We start from the raw sequence: 17,208 nt of genomic DNA, 5'->3' as shown, positions 1-17,208 counted from the left end.
TGATGCCTGGGGCATCTAACGGGAAGACGGCACTACACGAGTGTGGTGCCGTCTTCCAGTATATGTTTTGTGGCTGGGCGCCGCGGGGTCGCCCCGTCAGCCGCCCAGCCGGTCCCCCGCGCATCCGGGGGGTTAGGGGCTGGGTTTAGCCGCCGTAATAGTAGTAGTGGCTGTAGGAGTTGCCGTAGTAGTCGCTGATGACGATGCGGGTGCGGCGGCCGTAACGGTTGGAGTAGTAGCCATTGTAGGGGGTGCGGCGCACGGTCGGGCGGTAGGTGTTTGCCTGTGCGGGGGTGAGCAGTGCGCCGAGGGCGGTTGCTGCACCTGCGCCTGCGGCGGCGAGTGCTGCGCGGCGGGTGAGGCGTGCGGGCTTCTTAGTGGCCATGATGTGCCTTTCGGGATCGGTGTTTCTGTGAAGTGACATGGTGCGTGCACGGCTTGCGGCTGTGCTTTGAACCTTTCTTATTGTAAGCCTCAACGTTAATGTTTTTGCGCGCAGAGTGCACCTTCTAGTTGAGGGTTAGACAATGCGGGCTAGTCAACGTTCTTCCGACAGAAAAATTGCGGAAATATTGGTTGAGAAACACACCGGGCACGCACTAAATACGGGCTGAAAACAGCCTAAATTGCGGGCTACATGTCTACTTCGGCGAGGCCGGTGATTTTCTTGTCCCTGATGTGCGGGATGGTGGAGTTCCAGTTCATCCACGCCTTAACCTGGGCGGCTTCTTCGGGGTTGTTCATATCTGGCCAGCGGTCGTTTTCGATCCTGAATCGGGTCATTGCGAGGAGGAAGTAGCAGTCATCGCCGGGGCTGAAATCCGTAATCGTCTTGCCTGATTTTGTTTTAAAAGTGACGGTGTCTGGGTCGCTACCGTTAGAGCCCTGCTTGTATGAGACCGCGTCGATCGCGTTGAGCGGGTAGAAGACCGTGTCTGTGAATGACTCTCCCCTTTCGATTCCTTCCGGCGAGATTTCGGAGTATCCTTCAACGGCTTCGCAGAAGAAGTACATTGCGATGCACATGGCGCAGAACGCTGCGATGTCGAAGAAAAGGTGGAATCCCATGCCGCCAAGTAGATGCGCCAGGAATATTGCGACGGGAAATACGAGAACAGCGGCGCTGGTCAGGATGACGCTGCGAAGCTTACCTCGGATGATGTATATGTTTTCGGCGCGTAGCTTCTTGTCGTGGCGGCGACTCATCTCATGGACGATAGTGGTGCGGCAGATTTTGTACATCAGCCCTAGGCATAGTACGCCCCATACGGCAATCATGGTGTAGGTAATTATCATGGTGGTCAACTGCCCTTTCTGTTTATCGGTGACCTGCAGCCTCCCGGCAGCAATGCGGAGGGTGCGGGTTACATGTCGACTTCGGCGAGACCGGAGATTTTGCCGTAGCGGAAGTACCGGAGGGTAGAACGGCGGTTCGCCCAGGCATTAATCTGGGCGGTGTCCTCGGGGTTGCCAATGTCTGGCCAGCGGTCGTTTTCAATCCTGAATCGGGTCATTGCGAGGAGGGGGTAGCTGCCGAAGACGGGACAGAATTCTGCGACCAGTTTGCCGGATTTTGTGTAGAAGTGGAGGGAGTCTGCGTATTCGCGGTCGGTGTTGTTGTCGTATGAGACCGAGTCAATCGCGTTGAGCGGGAAGAACACCGTATCGTTGCACGGCTCTCCCCTTTCGATTCCTTCGGGCGAGATTTTAGTGTAGGTACCGGCGCCGTTCCAGAAGAAGAACATAAAAAAGCCGGTCATGCCGAGGCCAATAAAGTCGAATGCGAAGTGGAATCCTACGTCTTCCCCTAGGTGAATGACGAAGACTCCTATCGCAAACGAGAGAATTACTAGGGCATAGGTAGCAATTTCGAAGCGGTTCGTTCGCATGACGTATACAGCTTCGGCGCGTAGTTTCTTTTCGCGGCGTCGGTTGAGTTCGTACGTGACGACGATGCGGAGAACCTTGTAGATCAGTATGGAGTCGAGTGCGCCCCATATGAAAATCATGATGGTGTTGACCATGGTCGCTCACCAGCCTTTCTATCTATCGGTGACCGGCAGCCTTCCGGCAACGGTGCGGAGGGTGCGGGTTCGTTCTCAGAGTAGCCGAGGAAATCGGGTGGTTAAGCACGGATTCGCGTTATCCGCGGAGTGGTTGCCGAGTCTTCACCCGAGCATCGCATCGAGTTAACCTTCTGGTCAGATACGGTGCGATAGGCTAAGGATGTGCCCGCCGCCTCACCGTAGCGAGCACGATTCACCAACCACTACCGCACAAGGACGTACATACCATGAGCACTGTTTTTGAGACGACCCGCTTTGAAGACATCACAGAATAACAACCTGCAGCCCAGAAAGAAGGTGAAGAGCAGTGAAAAATAACTCCCCCAGGAAAAAGAATGTTTCAAAGAAAAGGAACACCTCGAAGAAAAAGAATTACCCAGAGGCAAATTACATTACCGAAACTGGGGCTATAAAAAAGACCCTCAAAAAGAGATACACCAAGAAAAAGAAGAATAATTTCGACTTCATAGAGGATCTTCGCGAAATAGCAAAAGCTGCGTGGGATGCACGCGACGCCGTCATATTCGTGGCAGTCATGCTAGGGGGCCTTGTGTTCATACATTTCATGACCAACTACAACCCGGGCAATGAATCCGCTATCTGCACTGTTACCTCAGTCGAAATCATTGAGCACGAGGACCCCTACTCAATCTCTGGTGAATTCGAAACGGAAGAGTGCGGAATCATCACATCGAGCAAATCCCCTGATGGTATCCCCATCCGCAAGTACCTCCAGAACTTTGAGACAGGCAAGAAATATAGGGCGTACAAGTCTTTCGATACCCGAAACGATGAATTCGACTTCAGCGTCCTCCGCTTCGAAGAGATCAAAGAGTAGCCTCTCCCCCCCCCCAGAAAGGAATCCACCATGGACGATATCGGCGACTTTATCATCGGCTTTTTTGAGGTGGCCCTCGCATCCTCAACAACCCTGCAGCGAGTATTTCTGTGGATTCTGTTCTCCGCGTCCGTGCTTCTCCTGCTTGTCCCTGTCATAACGGGTGAGTACGCCTGGAACGTCATCCCCATTTCTACGATGCTGTTTTCCGTCGTGATGATTGACGGCACGCACAAGCACAGTGTGCAGGATGCAAAGAATGGCGGCGTGTACCATTACTTTCTGCTGACGGTGGGCACGTTCTGCGTTGCTGCGATTATTCTGCTCGCTACTCTCTCCCTCGCGGGTGTCCCGCAGGTTGCCCTCACCCCGCAGACGGACGGCATCAATTTCGCGCCCTGGTATGTGGCGGTGTCCGCGCTGGTTCTTCTGCTGTTCTTCTACAACGCCGCGGAGCCGAACGAGGAGATCCCTAACCTGCGCCGCATGGAGCGCATCAACCGGTACGTACGCACGGTCGTGCTGGGTGTGAGTGCCCTGATAGCGTTCTTCTGCCTGCTGATTCCGGTGGTTTCGTTCGCCACTGCCGGTTATGAGCCTGTGGGTGTTTCGGTGGTGCTGTGCCTGGTGCCGGTCTTCCTGATTTTTGTGCGCCGCGCCCTGTTCAAGCTGTGGGCGGCGACCTTTGAGGAGGGCACTGCCGGGTATGGTGTGTTGCGTGGCTTCTGCATAGCCCTGGTGGGTTTGGGTGGATGCTTGGCGGCGGCCCGTCTTGCCGTGGATGTTGTGCAGTACGGTAGCGGGTTGTCGCTGGTGTACGTGGTGCCGGTGATCGCCTCGTACCTGCTGGTGAAGAGGTACCTGACCGTGGGTGTCGCTATCCCCGAGAAGGAAGACGAGGAGGAGCCGGAGGCTGAACCTGCAGCCAGCTAAACCGTGGAGCACTGTATAGAGAAAGCCCCGCGGGTTGAGGGATGACCTCAGCCGCGGGGTTTTTCTATGTCGAACAGAGTTCGGTAAGTGCACTAGGTTGAAACGAAATGAAAAATACCTTTAACTATCACCTCAAGGTTGAATTGAATATCCTGATGAGGCACCGACTAGGAGGAAAAAATATCAACCTTCCCATATTGGACTGATAAAGTGGTACGGGGCTTTTTCTCTTTCCGGCTTTGCCCCTGACCCTTTCCACTCAGGTGGGCACTCTACAGTGGCGTTTCAGACTTGCCGCTGTTGTGTGTCTGCACGGTATATAACTCAACGAAAAGATCATCATGACCAACCACACCACAGCGCGTCAGCGTCTACTCCGCTTCCCTTTGATTTTGGGTGTCACGACGGCACTTATTTTCTCGTCTTGCTCCACGGGCACGAACAATAACAGCACCCCTTCTGATAAGGGCACTGTTACTTCTCAGAGCCCCCGTCAGGTGGAGAACGCTACTAATGTTCTGCAGAACGTGAATGTTCAGATGGGCCGTGACGGCGATGTCTCATCGATTGAGTCGACCAACATTTACGTTAATGACAAGGACCGCACGAGCTCCTCGAGCAATGTTCAGTTCAAGCCGAAGGACGTCGTCAATGACCTTCCTGTGCGTGTGAGCCTGCAGTATTCTACTGAGCGCGGTAGCGGCACTAACCTGAATGATTTGAATGGTTACAGCGGCGAAATCACGATTAAGGTTACGGTTGAGAACCTGACGGTGAAGACTGAGGACGTCACCTACGATGCGTCCGGCACTAGCCGCACTAGCCCTGCGCCGGTTGGCACTCCGTTCTCTATTGCTGCTTCTACTGTTCTTTCGGGTTCCCCTACTCAGGTTATTACGACCCCTGACGCTGCTGATTCGTCGACGAATGGTGTGGTGAGCACCAATGAGGAGGGCAAGGCTGTTGTTCAGTGGGGTGCTATTTCGGCGCCTCCGGTGACTGGTAGTTCTTCTTCTTTTGTGTTGAAGGTTAAGGCAAAGGATTTTAGTGCGCCTACCTTCAATATTTCAGTGCAGCCTGGTTTTGCTTCTGATTTGTCTGGTGCGGGAATCATTACTAATGGTTTCACCTCTCAGGATGCCTCTCAGGTGGCGCTTCTGCAGCGCACTATTGATACCGTCAACGAGGTTAATACGACGCTGACTAGCGCTAGTTCGCAGGTTGCTCAGGTGCGTCAGAGCCTGGATGATACGTCTGCAACTTTGGGTAAGGACACTGCCGAGCATCTGAAGACTCAGAATGAATCGTTGACGAAGACTATGCAGGGTCTGCAGGCGAATATTGAGAGCCTGCAGAAGGATCTTTCTGAAGCTTCGCGGACTAATAATTCTCAGCTGATTTCTCAGCTGGAGCGTACTGTTGCTGCTCTTCACTCGATGCTGGGTGATACGTCGGCGCGCCCCAATGTGTCTGTTTCGCATAGCGGCGGTCGTTGTGTTGTGCATCGTGAGGAGGGTGCGAATAGCCGTAGCGTGTACGGTAATTTGGCTCAGCTGTCTGCTGTTCTGAATGCGTATGCGGAGGCAAGTTCGGATTGCCAGCAGGATCTTACGGCTTCGATTCGTGAGATTGTTGGCCCGGAGCACCCGACCGCTGAGACTTGTTCTTCTAACGGTTCGGTGACCTGTGCCCTGTTTGGCGCGTCGGTGACGGTGCAGAGCTCTTTGATTGCGCTGGTTGCTACCGGTGAGAAGATTGTGGATCACCTGCAGCCGGAGTATTTGAAGGGTGCGAACAACAACTATTCGGCGTTGAAGCGTCAGATGGATGAGCTTGTTGAGCAGGTGGAGAAGGACCCGTCTTCTCTTGATGCTGATGCTGTGCGTTCTTTGAGCGAGAAGGTTAGTGCGGCTCGTCAGAACGTGAATCGGATGAAGGAAACGTCGAGTCGTCTGATTGAGAGCATCAAGAACGTTCATTCTCGTGCGGCGTCTGCTCGCGCGGAGCTAGTGGACGGTTCTGGTTCTATGAGCGCTCAGAATAAGGAACTGGCAGAGCAGCTTTGCGCTCTGTCTACTGAGCGTGGCGGTTCTCTGTCTGCTGAGCAGGTGGAGCATCTGCGCGGATACCTGACGGCTTCTTCTTGTGGTGGCGCGGCTTCGCCGTCTGCTGCCCCGTCCTCTGAGGCTCCTAGCCCTGCGCCGTCTGAGTCTGCTTCTGTGGCTCCTTCTGAGGAGCCCTCGAAGAAGATTGAGGCACCTTCCGCCGCTCCTTCTTCTGAGGCACCTTCCGCTGAGCCTACTGCTACTGAAGGTAATACTCGCGTCATTACGGTGGAGAACGCGAATGAGCGTACCTACACTTCGAACACTCCTGCCGCACGTACTCCGATGGAGCAGCGTATTGCTGCCGCGGTAGCCGCGTGGGATGAGGTTCTTGCCGCCACTTCGATGGATGACCCCAAGGAGGGTCTGGCTCGCGATGCCAAGGACCTTAACGACGCCGTGAACGCGGTCGATGGTGCTCTGGGTGAGGTTGAGAAGACCCTGAACGATGCCGCAAACGCGCAGAACCAGGATGCAGAGAAGAAGGAAGAACCTACTGAGGAGGCTAAGGTCTCTCTGCGTGATCGTATCCGTTCGACTTCGGATGCTGTCAATGCTTTGGGTAAGAACCTTGAGGATATGACGAACATGCAGGCTGACCTCTCCACCGCTATTAAGGAAGCGTTCAAGGAGTCTGCCGATGAGACTCGCGAGACCCTGACGGGCATGATTAGCGAGGAGATTCGTAAGGTTTCGAACGATGGTTCTTCTAGCGCTTCGGCTGCTAAGGAGGCATTCTCCGCTTCGATTGCTGGCATTACTGATACCGCGAATACTGTGGTTCAGGTGGCTGGTGAGTCCATCGAGGTTCAGCACAAGGATATGAATGATCGTATTGAGGGCCTGCGTCAGTCTCTGGATTCGGTGACTGAGCGTTCTCTGGTTGCTCTGAGCACCCGCGCTGAGAACGCTACCCGAGATTTGGCTGGTGCATCCGTTCAGCTGAATAACGACCTGTCGAAGCTCATGCTTGATTTGGGTGATAGCAACGCTGAGGGTGCTGGCCTCTTGGGCGCGCTCAAGAGCAATAGCGCGAAGGCTGGTGCGGCTGATTACCAGCTTGCTTTGGCGATGCAGAATGCTCAGGGTTACACGAACCTCCGTTCTGAGGACATTGCTGCTCTGCAGAAGCGTCAGGCACAGTTCAAGGCGTCGCTGCAGCGTCTGCGTTCGCTGCCGACCTTCCATCTGTCGAATGCCGGCAGTGCAGAGGTGAAGACGGTGTACACCTTCCAGATTGGTGATTAGCCGTGGGGTTTTCCCCTCATTTGGGCTCTGATTCAGGTCCTCACCGCCGCGAGGGCAGGCGGCTCACTCAGCGCACCGTGGTGTGGTGTGTCAGTCTGTGTGTGCTGTTTAGCCTTGCGGTGGTGGGGATCTGGTATGGCGTGCGCGCTGTGACTCCTCAGCCTTTACCGCTTGGTACGGGTACGAATCCTGCGTCTGCGGTGACGGTTCAGCAGGCTATTTCTCTTCCTGCCTCTGGCCGTGAGCCTGTTATTGGTGTTGTTACTACTTTTGGTGATGATGCTGAGGGGTCTGCGTGGCGTCTGAATGCTCAGGGTGCTCGTGTTGCGCAGTACCGTCTGGCTTTGGGTAATTCTTCTGTGAAGGTTCTTTATGCGAACGATAAGGGAACGGAGCAGGGTGCCCGTGAGGCGGTTGAGAAGCTCTCGTCTGAGGGTGCTTTGGGTATTGTGCTTGCTTCTCGGGGTGAGCATCTTCGGGGTGCTACGGCTGCCGCTAAGGAACGCAATGTTGCGGTGATTGAGGCGTATGACCGGGTAGATGCTGGCGATGGGGTGTGGAGTTTTGCTCTGGACCCTGAGCAGGAGAAGCAGGTCTATACGACTGCTATTCGTTCGCTTGCCGGTGTCTCTAGCACGGGTTCTTCGCAGCAGCTTGATGGTGTGCGCACCATCCTGTTGGACGCGGGCGAGGGTTCTGCACCGGACCTTCCTTATACCCATCGCGTTCAGGTTTCTGCTGATGAAGACAGTATGAAGGACACTCTCAAGGAGCTGACGCGCCTTCTGGGGGACAAGTCTTCGGGCTCTTCTCCTGTTTTGGTTTTGACGGGTTCGGCATCGACCCAGGCGAAGGTGCTTCGTTCTCTTCAGAGGGCGGGTATTACTTCTCCCGTGATTGCGGGTGAGGAAGCTTTGACGGAGCCTTTTACGCGGCTTCTTCTGGAGAACGGCGGCTCCCTGACTGACAATATTCGCATTGTGGGGCGTGTTCAGGCACGTGCTGCAGCGCTAAGTGCTGATGATGCCGGTCGTGCTTCCTCGGCATTTGTATCGACGGTTGAGCGTATGAAGAATGATTCTTCGCTCAAGGATTTGTCAGGCGAACAGTCGTTCTCGAAATCGGCAGCGTGGGCGGACGCTCCTTCCCATAACGCGCTCTTGGCTTTTGCGTATGCCACGAGCCAGGTTCGTGAATACACTCCCGAGGCGGTTCGACGGGTTCTAGGAACTCTCCGGCTGGACGCTAAAGATTCCACGGTCGCATATCCGTTGGATTTCTCGTCTTCCTACGCCGCTGGCGGGCAAGTGGGGCTTCTTTACCCCACCGCGGAAGCTTCGATGATTCAGGGTGGGTCTTCCTCAACGGATGCGGTAAATCCGCCCGTGTGGATGCTTCGCACGTTCACCTCAGAATCTCGCGACTAGCCTTTCCGCACGGAGCCTACTGTACAGAGCCAGCCCATCACACCCCGATTTTTCGGGGTTTCCCTCCTAGTCCGTCCACCAGCAGGGCTCATGATTTATCTATTTTGGAGAACACCTTATGCGCTTTTTCCTTGATCTTGAAGAGCATAACGGGAGCTATGAACTAGACTCCTGGCAGCCTGAGACGACCATCGCTGATCTCGTCCAGGCGACCGGTGGTCCCTCCCTGCCTGCCGACGAGCCGCTGTATTGCGATAACCGCCCGGTGACCGCCTCCTCCACCCTGGCGGAGGTCAAACCGATGGAAGGTATGCGCATCTCTAGGGCACCGCTCTCCTACCCTTCCCTGGTGCAGGGCTGGAGTGTCTGCCTGAGCGGCGGTTCGACGGTTACCCTGCCGCGTCCTATCCCCTCTTCGCGTCCTCTGGTGGCGGGTCGTTCCCCGTACGCCGATATTGTGCTGCCCACGGCGAGCGCGTCGTGGGAACATCTGCACTTGCAGGTGGTTCATGATGAGTCGACGAATACTCAGAAGGTGCGCATCACTGACCCAGGTTCTACGAACGGTAGTTTTGTGGACGGTCAGAAAATCCCCGAGGAGGGTCTGACTGTTTCTGAGAGCACCACTATCCATGTTGGCGATTGTGTTCTGACTCTGCAGCCTGCTCCTCAGGAGAAGGCTGCGCCTCGCCCCGGTAGCGCCCCGAATGTGAGCGCGTCGGGTACTGCACCGTTTAACCGTCCGCCGCGTCAGGGTGCATTGAGCGCCCCGGATAAGGTGGAGGCACCTACCCGCAAGAACGTTTCTGACCCGCCAAAGTTCAATATCGCTATGGCGGTGGGCCCGATTATTATGGCGGCGGCAATGGTCGCCATTATGCAGGAGATTCGTTACGCCCTTTTCGCGATGCTCAGCCCCATTCTGAGTATTGGCATGTGGGTGGAGCAGAAACGTCGTCACGCTAAGGATAAGGTGAAGGAGCGTGTGCGTTTTGAGCAGGAAATGGAGAAGTTTAAGGAACGTATTGCTCTGAGTAACCGTGAGGAAATTGAGCGTCTTCACGACCTTGCCCCGGCACCGGATGCCGTTCAGCTGCGGGCGCTTCTTCCCGCGATGACGCTGTGGCGCCGCCGGAGCACCAGCCCTGACCTGTTGACTTTCCATGTGGGTACTGGGCATATTCATTGGGCTCCTGAGCTGACGAAGCCGAGCAATCCTGAGCCTGAGGTTCAGCATATTCTTGAGCACAATACCCTGTGGGATGCCCCGCTGGTTGCTGACCTGCGTGAGGGCGGCGCTATCGGTATTGTGGGGCCGCGTGAGCAGTCTCTTGCCCTGGCGCGTAGCCTGGTGCTGCAGGCGGCGACCCACACGGGTCCTGCTGATATGACGATTGCGGTCTGCGCTGATTCGGCGCGCTCGCAGGACTGGGTGTGGACGTCGTGGCTTCCGCACATGCATATGGCGCAGAACCAGCAGATGCGTTGGTTTGCTTCTGGTAAGGAGCAGTCGGATCAGATGCTGCGCTCTCTATACAACGACATTGAGTCTCTTCCGACCCGCGGCCTGTGCGTGGTCGTTGATTCGGATACCCTCACTGAGGGCCGTGAGTCGCCGGCACGCGACCTTTTGGCGTATGGCGATGAAGTACGTCTGATGGCGAATAAGACTGCTGCTGCGGGTGCTCGCCGTGTTGCCGGTATTGTGCTGGCTTCTTCTGTTGACCGTCTTCCTGCGTCGTGTACTTCGGTCGTGGAGATTGGTGAGGAGGCTTCTATGACCTATTCGGAGCCTCGCCGCCGTTACACGGTCACTGACGGTGTGCTCGCCGGTGTGAGCGCTGAGGATGCTCTTCATGTGGCGCGTACTTTGGCGCATCATGAGGACCCTGAGCGTCTGCTTCTGGGTGGTGGTTTGCCGCAGCTGGTGAAGCTGCCTGAGCTGGTTGGTTTGCCGACCCCTCCGGGTGCTGAGGATATTGAGGCGTTTTGGTCGCAGGCTAATGGTTTCAGTACTGAGATTGGTGTGGGCGACTCTGGCGCGTTCACGCTGGACTTGGTGAAGGACGGTCCTCACGGTCTGGTGGGTGGTACCACTGGTTCGGGTAAGAGTGAGTTTTTGCGTTCGTTGGTGGCGGGTTTGGCTGCGCACCATGATCCGAGCCGTTTGAACTTTATTCTGGTTGACTTTAAGGGTGGTGCGGCGTTTAAGACGTGTGAGCGTCTGCCGCATACGATTGGTACTTTGAGTAACTTGGATGCTCAGTTGGCTCACCGCGCTATTGAGTCGTTGGAGGCGGAGATGGACCGTCGTCAGCGCCTGTTTGCGGCTGCTGGCGAGGGTGTGGACAACATTAAGGATTATTTGGCGACGAACCCGCCGGAGCCGATGCCTCGCCTGCTGCTGGTGATTGACGAGTTTGCGATGCTGGCGAAGGACTTCCCTGATGTCCTGTCGTCGCTGGTGAGCATTGGTGCGGTGGGTCGTACCCTGGGTGTGCACATGATTTTGGCGACTCAGCGTCCTGCCGGTGTGGTGAATGATGACATTCTGGCGAATACGAATTTGCGTGTGGCGTTGCGTGTGCAGAGCCGTGAGGATTCTTCGAACGTGATTGGTGTTCCGGATGCTTCGGAGATTTCGCGTTCGCAGATGGGTCGCGCCTATGTGAAGCTGGGCCAGAATGATATTTCGCCGGTGCAGACTGCCCTGGTGACGGGTCAGAGTGGCACTGAGGTGGTGACTTCTCTGGAGGTTCGCGCGACCGATAGTATCGGTATTCCTCGTTCAGAGCGTGCGCGCCCGAAGGTGTCGTCGAGTGATGCGAATGACCTGGATTTGCTGATTGATGCTGTTGTGGCGGCGCACGCGGCTCGTGGTGCGGTTGCTCCTCGTAAGGTGTGGCCTGAGCCGTTGGGTTCGTATGTTGATTTGGCTGATTTTGGTGTGCGTGGCTTCCCTGACCCGGATCTTCCCACTGTGGGTGGTGTCCAGGACGGTGTTCTGATGTGTACTTTGGGTGATGAGCCTGAGCTGCAGCGTCAGGTGCCTATGGGCTGGAATATTGAGATGAGCAACCTGCTGTTGGTGGGTGTTGCCGGTAGTGGTACGACCACGACGATTCAGTCTGTGGTGCTGGGTTTGGCTCAGCATTATTCGCCGGAGGACATCGATATCGTTCTGGTGGACATGGGCGCTGATGGTTTGCTGCCTCTACACTCTCTGCCGCATGTTGTTTCTGCTGTGGGTACCGGTCAGGGCGCCAGGGAGCGTCAGGCTCGTTTCTTGCGTTTTGTGAAGTCGGAGCTTGATGCTCGCCGTGCTGACGCGTCACGCCGTAAGCCTCTTTTCATTGTTTTGGATGGTTTTGCGACGCTGCGTGATGAGTTCTCTGACGCTGTGAGCATGGATTTGCTGGCGAATTTCTACCGCGTGTATGCGGACGGCCCTGCTGTTGGTATTCACTGCGTGGTGTCGACGAGCCGTGCGAAGAATATCCCCTCGCAGATTCTTGATGCTTCGTTGCAGACGTGGTTCTTCCAGCTGAGCGATATTCACGATTATTCGTCGTACGGTATTCGCGGTACAAATGTGCCAGCCGCCATTCCCGGCCGTTGCGTTGATCCAAAGCATCTGCGTCAGATGCAGGTGGCTACTCCCGCTGTTGGCGTGGAGGAGGCTGTCTCTATGGTTCGTGAGCGCTTCCCGCAGGCTCCCGCTAAGCGTGATGTGATTGGTCAGCTGCCGACGTGGGTTTCGTGGGAGAGCATGCCTGCCGCCGAGTTTTCTCCGAGCCTGTGGCGTATCCCTGTGGGTATTGCGGAGGCTACGTTGGAGGCGTGTGCTTTCGAGCTGTATGAGGGTGAGCACGCCATGGTTGCGGGTAATCCGCGTTCGGGTAAGTCTTCTCTGCTGGTTGCATTTGCTCGTCTGGTTTCTCGGGCGAGGGCTGCGGCGGAGCAGGCGGTGTCTGCGGCGTTGGCGTCTGGTGACGCTACCGCAGCGGAGAACGCACGCATGGATGCCGCTGAGGTTCCGGAGGTTTGGGCTGTCTTTGATCAGCGTTCCGGTCTGGTGAACGCGCCGGAGGGCGTTTTTGACCGGGTGTTTGAGAGCAAGAATGCTTCTGCTCAGGTGCAGGCGGCGTTGCAGGATGCCGCAGGCCCGGTGCTGTTGCTGATTGATGATGGTGACCGCGTGGATGACCCGATGAACGTTTTTGATGCGATTGTGAAGGGTGATTTCCCGGACGTTCACATTATTGCTACGGGTAAGCCGACTGATTTGCGTCCTTTGTATAGCCATTGGACGAAGGCTATTCGTAAGTTCCGTACGGGTGCTGTGGTTCAGCCGAATGTTGATACGGATATGGACATGTTCGGTACTATTCCGAGGCGCGCCCCGGTTCAGCTGAGTGTTGGTCGTGGTTATGCGTTCCTTGCCGGGTCGCCGGTTCTGGTGCAGCTGATGAGTCCGGAGGATTCTCAGCACCGTGGCGGGCTGTAGGGCTTATCTGGCGTGTGGTGAGGTATGGTGTAACTTTACCGGCTATTTTGCTGTAGGGGTCGCCCTGTCTGGGGCGTCTTCCTGCTTGTTGTGAAGTTGATGTTAAGGAGTTAGCCCGTGACTGTACCTGCTGGTTCGCCGCAGTACTCCGGCTCGGAGCGTCGTGATGCTCATCCTGCCCCGCAGGCTGCTGGTCAGCCTGTGGGGGGTCTGGCTGCGGGCGCTCCCCTTGGCTCTTCGTATCGTTTGGTGCGCCGGGTGGGTTCTGGTGCGGTCGGTGAGGTGTGGGCTGCTACGATGAGCGGCTCGTGGGCTCTGTATGCAGCGAAGATTCTACGCCCGGAGCTTGCGGAGAACCCTGTGGTTCTTGAGTCTTTTGTGCGTGAGCGTTCGGTGTTGTTGGCGCTGTCGCATCCTCATATTGTGCCGTTGACGGACATGGTTGTTGAGGGTGGCGTGCTAGCTCTGGTGATGGAGTTTCAGCATGGCGGTTCGTTGCGTCAGAAGCTGGATTCTGAGGGTCCGCTGCCGGTTCGTTTGGCGTTGAGTCTGATGGTGCAGGTTCTGAATGCGGTGGAGTTTGCTCACCGTCAGGGCGTGATGCATCTGGATGTTAAGCCGGAGAATGTTCTGCTGAGCGGTCTTTTGGGGGAGTCTCTGGATCAGCAGGTTCGTGTGGCTGATTTCGGTATTGCTTCTTTTACTGGCTCTGCGGGTTCGGGGGCTTCTCGTTCGTTTTCTGGTACTCCGGGGTATATGGCTCCGGAGCGTTCTGCGCATGGTGTGGCTACTCCGGCGGTTGATGTTTATGCGTGCGCTGTGACTCTTCATGAGTTGTTGGTGGCGGCGCGTCCTCTTCCGGCGCGTGGTGGTGCGGTGCAGGTGTCGCCGCAGATTCCGGCTGAAATGGCTGAGGTGCTTCACGGGATGTTGGCGGAGAACCCGGCTCAGCGTCCTGGGGCGGCTGAGGCTGCCGCTAAGTTGCGTCTTTTGGCTGAGGGTTTCGCTACTGATGTGGTGCTTCCTCGGTGGGTTGAGGTGTCTTCGGGTGCTGTGGGCTATACGCCTACGGTGGTTCATGGTGCTGAGCCTGCTGTTTCTGCGGTGCCTGGGCAGAATGTTACGGAGCTGTATGGTGCGGGTATGCCGTCGCTGGGTCAGGCGCAGAATGAGACGGTTATTCGGGCTCCTTTTGTGGTGGAGCAGCCGGTATATGTGCCTGATGAGGTTGTTGAGGATGAGGAGCCTGCTCGTTCACCGTTGCGCCGCCCGCTGGTGTGGGGCGCTATCTTGGGTTCTTTGATTCTTGTGGGTGTGCTCGCTTTTGTGGGTTTGAGCGGCGGTAAGGGGGCGTCTAAGACGGCTGAGTCGTGGTCTGCTTCGAGCCGTAGTTCGGCGTCTTTGCCGAGTGGTTTGGGTACCCGTATTGAGGGTACGTATAACCCACGGGATAAGAGTGCCCGCCTGACGTTTGAGTTTTCGTCGCAGAAGTCGGCTCTTCGGGGCGATATTTTGCAGGTGCTTCCCGGTGTTGAGGGTGGTTCGTGTGCTTCGGTGACGTGGGATGCCGGTCAGGCGTCTTCTGGTGTGTCGAAGAATCAGTCGAGTGTGACTGCGGTGGATGTTCCGTGTTCGTGGAATCTGTCTGGGGTGAGTGTCCCGGCTAATGGTGTGGTGCAGGTTCGGGCGAATGTGTCTGCTGAGTTTAAGGATTCGCGTGCTTTTGAGGAGTGGGTGAACCGTATTGATTCTGAGACGTCGAAGGCTATTTCTGATCGGGAGGTTCGTTCGACGGCGTACCCGATTCAGCGTTTGCGTTCGATTGAGTTGCGGGTTCCTTCTCGTGTGGTGAATCAGAGTGTTTTGCCGGTGACGGTGGTTCCGGTGTGGCCGAGTGGTGCGGATGAGTTGAATCCGTTGATGGTTTTGCCGCGTACGGGTGAGTTTTCGACGCTGGTTCAGGCGATTTCTCCGGATGCTCAGTTGATTAGTTTTTCGGATGGTTGTTCGGGGCATGTGTTGGTGTCTGAGGATCAGCGGGTGGTGACGGCGCTGTCGGTGACGTCTAAGTGCCGCCTGAACGCGCAGATTGGTAATTTCACGAACCTGTCCAGCAGCGACTTCGCGATTATCACCCGCTAACGGTGGCGCTCTAGGCTAGCAACCGCTGGCATGCAGAAGGCCCCTGGGCTGAGAGGTGGTATCTCAACCCAGGGGCTTCTTACATTCTATTTAGCCAGTTACGGGTGTAGTTTTGGGGGCTTCATCATCTTCTTCATCCTCGGGAATAGTAATACCCACGGTGACGTACTTCTTCACCGACCACCCATTCATCGCCACCGACGCCGCAAAGAACAGCGCAGGCAGCAACTCCAGGCGAACCAGCGAATAGCCCAAGTACCCGAGCGCAATACACCCAGCCAAACCAGCCACGCCGACGCACACGGCACGCAGGATGCGGTACCCCTCGGTTCCCTCCTCAAAACGGGGACCTTGCAGGTAGAAGAGGCCCTCACGCACAACACGCAGGAACCCCGGAGCCATGAAAAGCGCAACCGCCAGAGCCACCGGATCATAGCCTGCAGTCATGAAACTGGTCAAAGGAACCACAAGGCACAGAACCGTGAAAATAGCCGCCGAAACAACACCCACACGGGTTGAGCGCCTATCTAGCTGTTCCATACGCTGCAGGTCAGGAATCTCATCATTAGGCTCGGTACGCTGGAGAAGCACAAAGACCATAAACAGTCCACCAACCATGTACCAGGAGGCGAAGTTCGTCTCTGGGGTCCACAGCGTTGCATCCGCGGTGCGTAGTACCCCAAAAGCGGTCAGAGCCGTCAGAACAATCAAGCCCGCCACACCGATGAATATAAGAAGGAGAAAGAAGAGGTGGAAAGAACCGCCGTTTGCTTTACCCCCAATGTTTTCGCTGTGAGCCGTATCTATGACTGCAAGGAATACGGGACACATAATGAGGAACAGCGCGCTCCACGGCCAGCCCCCAATAACGGCCATCGCTAGAGATACAAAGATCATGAAGCTAAAGCAGAACCACAGGAAGATTAGCCATAAAATCCTTAAAACCTCAGAAAAAGTACTCATCTTACTATCTCATCTATCTATTTCTTATGAATGTTACGCCATACATCCTCAGCAGTATGCATCGTCGATGTTGCTACAGAAGACGCACCAGCAACAAGACCACCCACAGCATAATTAACTGCGAACTTAATAGGTTGCATAGTAGTCACCTGCGACACAGCTAGATTATGCCACCAGCCACGAGAGACAAACATTGTATGTTCGCCGGGAGCCATGAATCGTGCGACCTGCTTCGACATAAACTCTTTAGCCTCTCGCGCTGGAGCCATCATGGCTACATCATCGGCGACCCCTGAGGTTCCCTTCAAACCTGCCAGAGGCTTGTAATCAACAGGCTTACGAATCAGGTTATTCGCCCATTTCCAATCAGTGATTTTGGCAGCGGTACCAGTAAACAGATTAGGTTTCGTAACCACGCCAGCAGCCTGCCTAGCGCCAGCCAAAATACGACCACCAATACCGCCGGTAATGCCACCAACTACTGCGCCAATCGCCGCATCTTTCAGCACCTCCCCAGTGTCAACGGACCCCTTCTGTGCCTTTTGGGTAATCATAGACGTGCCAGCGCTAGAGATTGCCCCTCCAAGAGCACCAAATACGACCATCGTCAAAGGACCGCCTGCAACAGATAGAGCACTTATGCCTATTCCAACTGCCACCAGCCCGGCGCCTGCAATATACTCCCAGTTTTCCCCGACCCACTTCTTAGCCTTGTCCCAAGCGTTCTTGGCCAATACAGCTCGGTTATTCCAAGCTACCTTTGCACCCTCCACTGCTTTGTTCCATAGGCCCTTTGCAGTCTCAGTAGCAGCCTGGTACAACTTCTTACCTTGATTCCACAAAGCTACTGCACCACTAGCAACATTCCGTGCCCAACCGGTAATACCAGAAGAGCCCTTCTGCTCGCGGTACTTATTGAAGTCCTCCACCGACACCGGCGACAGGCCCCACGGGTCCACCAAAGAAACCGGGTTACCAC

At 55.8% G+C, this 17,208-nt stretch carries 11 protein-coding genes; 6 read left to right on the top strand and 5 right to left on the bottom strand.

The window, feature by feature from the left end:
- Window positions 1-145: 145 nt before the first annotated feature.
- The 3 genes from RWL87_RS08035 to RWL87_RS08025 all read right to left on the bottom strand — a co-directional run bounded on the left by RWL87_RS08035 (window position 146) and on the right by RWL87_RS08025 (window position 2,024).
- Entirely contained in the window at window positions 146-385 is a 240-nt protein-coding gene (locus tag RWL87_RS08035; protein ID WP_313969520.1) for a transcriptional initiation protein Tat, read from the bottom strand.
- A gap of 248 nt (window positions 386-633) precedes the next feature.
- A complete protein-coding gene (locus RWL87_RS08030; RefSeq protein ID WP_313969539.1) occupies window positions 634-1,296 on the bottom strand; it encodes a hypothetical protein in 663 nt (220 codons plus the stop codon).
- Between the two features lie 68 nt (window positions 1,297-1,364).
- The gene (locus RWL87_RS08025) at window positions 1,365-2,024 is read right to left on the bottom strand and encodes an ATP pyrophosphatase (protein WP_313969519.1); all 660 of its coding nucleotides are present in this window, start codon (window positions 2,022-2,024) and stop codon (window positions 1,365-1,367) included.
- A gap of 349 nt (window positions 2,025-2,373) precedes the next feature.
- On the opposite strand from RWL87_RS08025, the gene RWL87_RS08020 reads away from it, so the two are divergent.
- From RWL87_RS08020 to RWL87_RS07995, 6 genes are all read left to right on the top strand, one after another.
- Window positions 2,374-2,904 carry a hypothetical protein gene (locus RWL87_RS08020; RefSeq protein ID WP_313969518.1) on the top strand — a complete coding sequence of 177 codons (531 nt, stop codon included), beginning with the start codon at window positions 2,374-2,376 and terminating at the stop codon, window positions 2,902-2,904.
- Between the two features lie 30 nt (window positions 2,905-2,934).
- Window positions 2,935-3,837, top strand: coding sequence for a hypothetical protein (locus tag RWL87_RS08015; RefSeq protein WP_313969517.1), 903 nt, complete (start codon window positions 2,935-2,937; stop codon window positions 3,835-3,837).
- 341 nt (window positions 3,838-4,178) lie between these two features.
- Entirely contained in the window at window positions 4,179-7,190 is a 3,012-nt protein-coding gene (locus RWL87_RS08010) for a chitinase (RefSeq protein ID WP_313969516.1), read from the top strand.
- Between the two features lie 149 nt (window positions 7,191-7,339).
- The gene (locus tag RWL87_RS08005; protein WP_313969515.1) at window positions 7,340-8,617 is read left to right on the top strand and encodes a molecular chaperone Hsp90; all 1,278 of its coding nucleotides are present in this window, start codon (window positions 7,340-7,342) and stop codon (window positions 8,615-8,617) included.
- Between the two features lie 118 nt (window positions 8,618-8,735).
- Complete coding sequence (locus RWL87_RS08000) at window positions 8,736-13,124, top strand: FtsK/SpoIIIE domain-containing protein (protein WP_313969514.1); 4,389 nt, start codon at window positions 8,736-8,738, stop codon at window positions 13,122-13,124.
- Between the two features lie 117 nt (window positions 13,125-13,241).
- Window positions 13,242-15,266 carry a serine/threonine-protein kinase gene (locus tag RWL87_RS07995; protein WP_313969513.1) on the top strand — a complete coding sequence of 675 codons (2,025 nt, stop codon included), beginning with the start codon at window positions 13,242-13,244 and terminating at the stop codon, window positions 15,264-15,266.
- A gap of 90 nt (window positions 15,267-15,356) precedes the next feature.
- Here the strand turns inward: RWL87_RS07995 and RWL87_RS07990 are convergent, their stop codons facing one another.
- Window positions 15,357-16,229 carry a hypothetical protein gene (locus tag RWL87_RS07990; RefSeq protein WP_313969512.1) on the bottom strand — a complete coding sequence of 291 codons (873 nt, stop codon included), beginning with the start codon at window positions 16,227-16,229 and terminating at the stop codon, window positions 15,357-15,359.
- Window positions 16,230-16,246: 17 nt separating this feature from the next.
- The coding region (locus tag RWL87_RS07985) for a hypothetical protein (RefSeq protein WP_313969511.1) at window positions 16,247-17,208 on the bottom strand (962 nt) is incomplete at its 5' end.

It is taken from the genome of uncultured Rothia sp. (assembly GCF_963555405.1).
Lineage (GTDB): Bacteria > Actinomycetota > Actinomycetes > Actinomycetales > Micrococcaceae > Rothia.
This window is presented reverse-complemented; position numbering and strand designations above follow the sequence as displayed.

Excerpts from the sequence above, each read along its gene's own strand:
- RWL87_RS08015 (WP_313969517.1), top strand. The coding sequence starts at position 2,935 with ATGGACGATATCGGCGACTTTATCATCGGCTTTTTTGAGGTGGCCCTC.
- RWL87_RS07990 (WP_313969512.1), bottom strand. The coding sequence starts at position 16,229 with ATGAGTACTTTTTCTGAGGTTTTAAGGATTTTATGGCTAATCTTCCTG.
- RWL87_RS08035 (WP_313969520.1), bottom strand. The coding sequence starts at position 385 with ATGGCCACTAAGAAGCCCGCACGCCTCACCCGCCGCGCAGCACTCGCC.
- RWL87_RS08025 (WP_313969519.1), bottom strand. The coding sequence starts at position 2,024 with ATGGTCAACACCATCATGATTTTCATATGGGGCGCACTCGACTCCATA.
- RWL87_RS08000 (WP_313969514.1), top strand. The coding sequence starts at position 8,736 with ATGCGCTTTTTCCTTGATCTTGAAGAGCATAACGGGAGCTATGAACTA.
- RWL87_RS08010 (WP_313969516.1), top strand. The coding sequence starts at position 4,179 with ATGACCAACCACACCACAGCGCGTCAGCGTCTACTCCGCTTCCCTTTG.
- RWL87_RS08030 (WP_313969539.1), bottom strand. The coding sequence starts at position 1,296 with ATGATAATTACCTACACCATGATTGCCGTATGGGGCGTACTATGCCTA.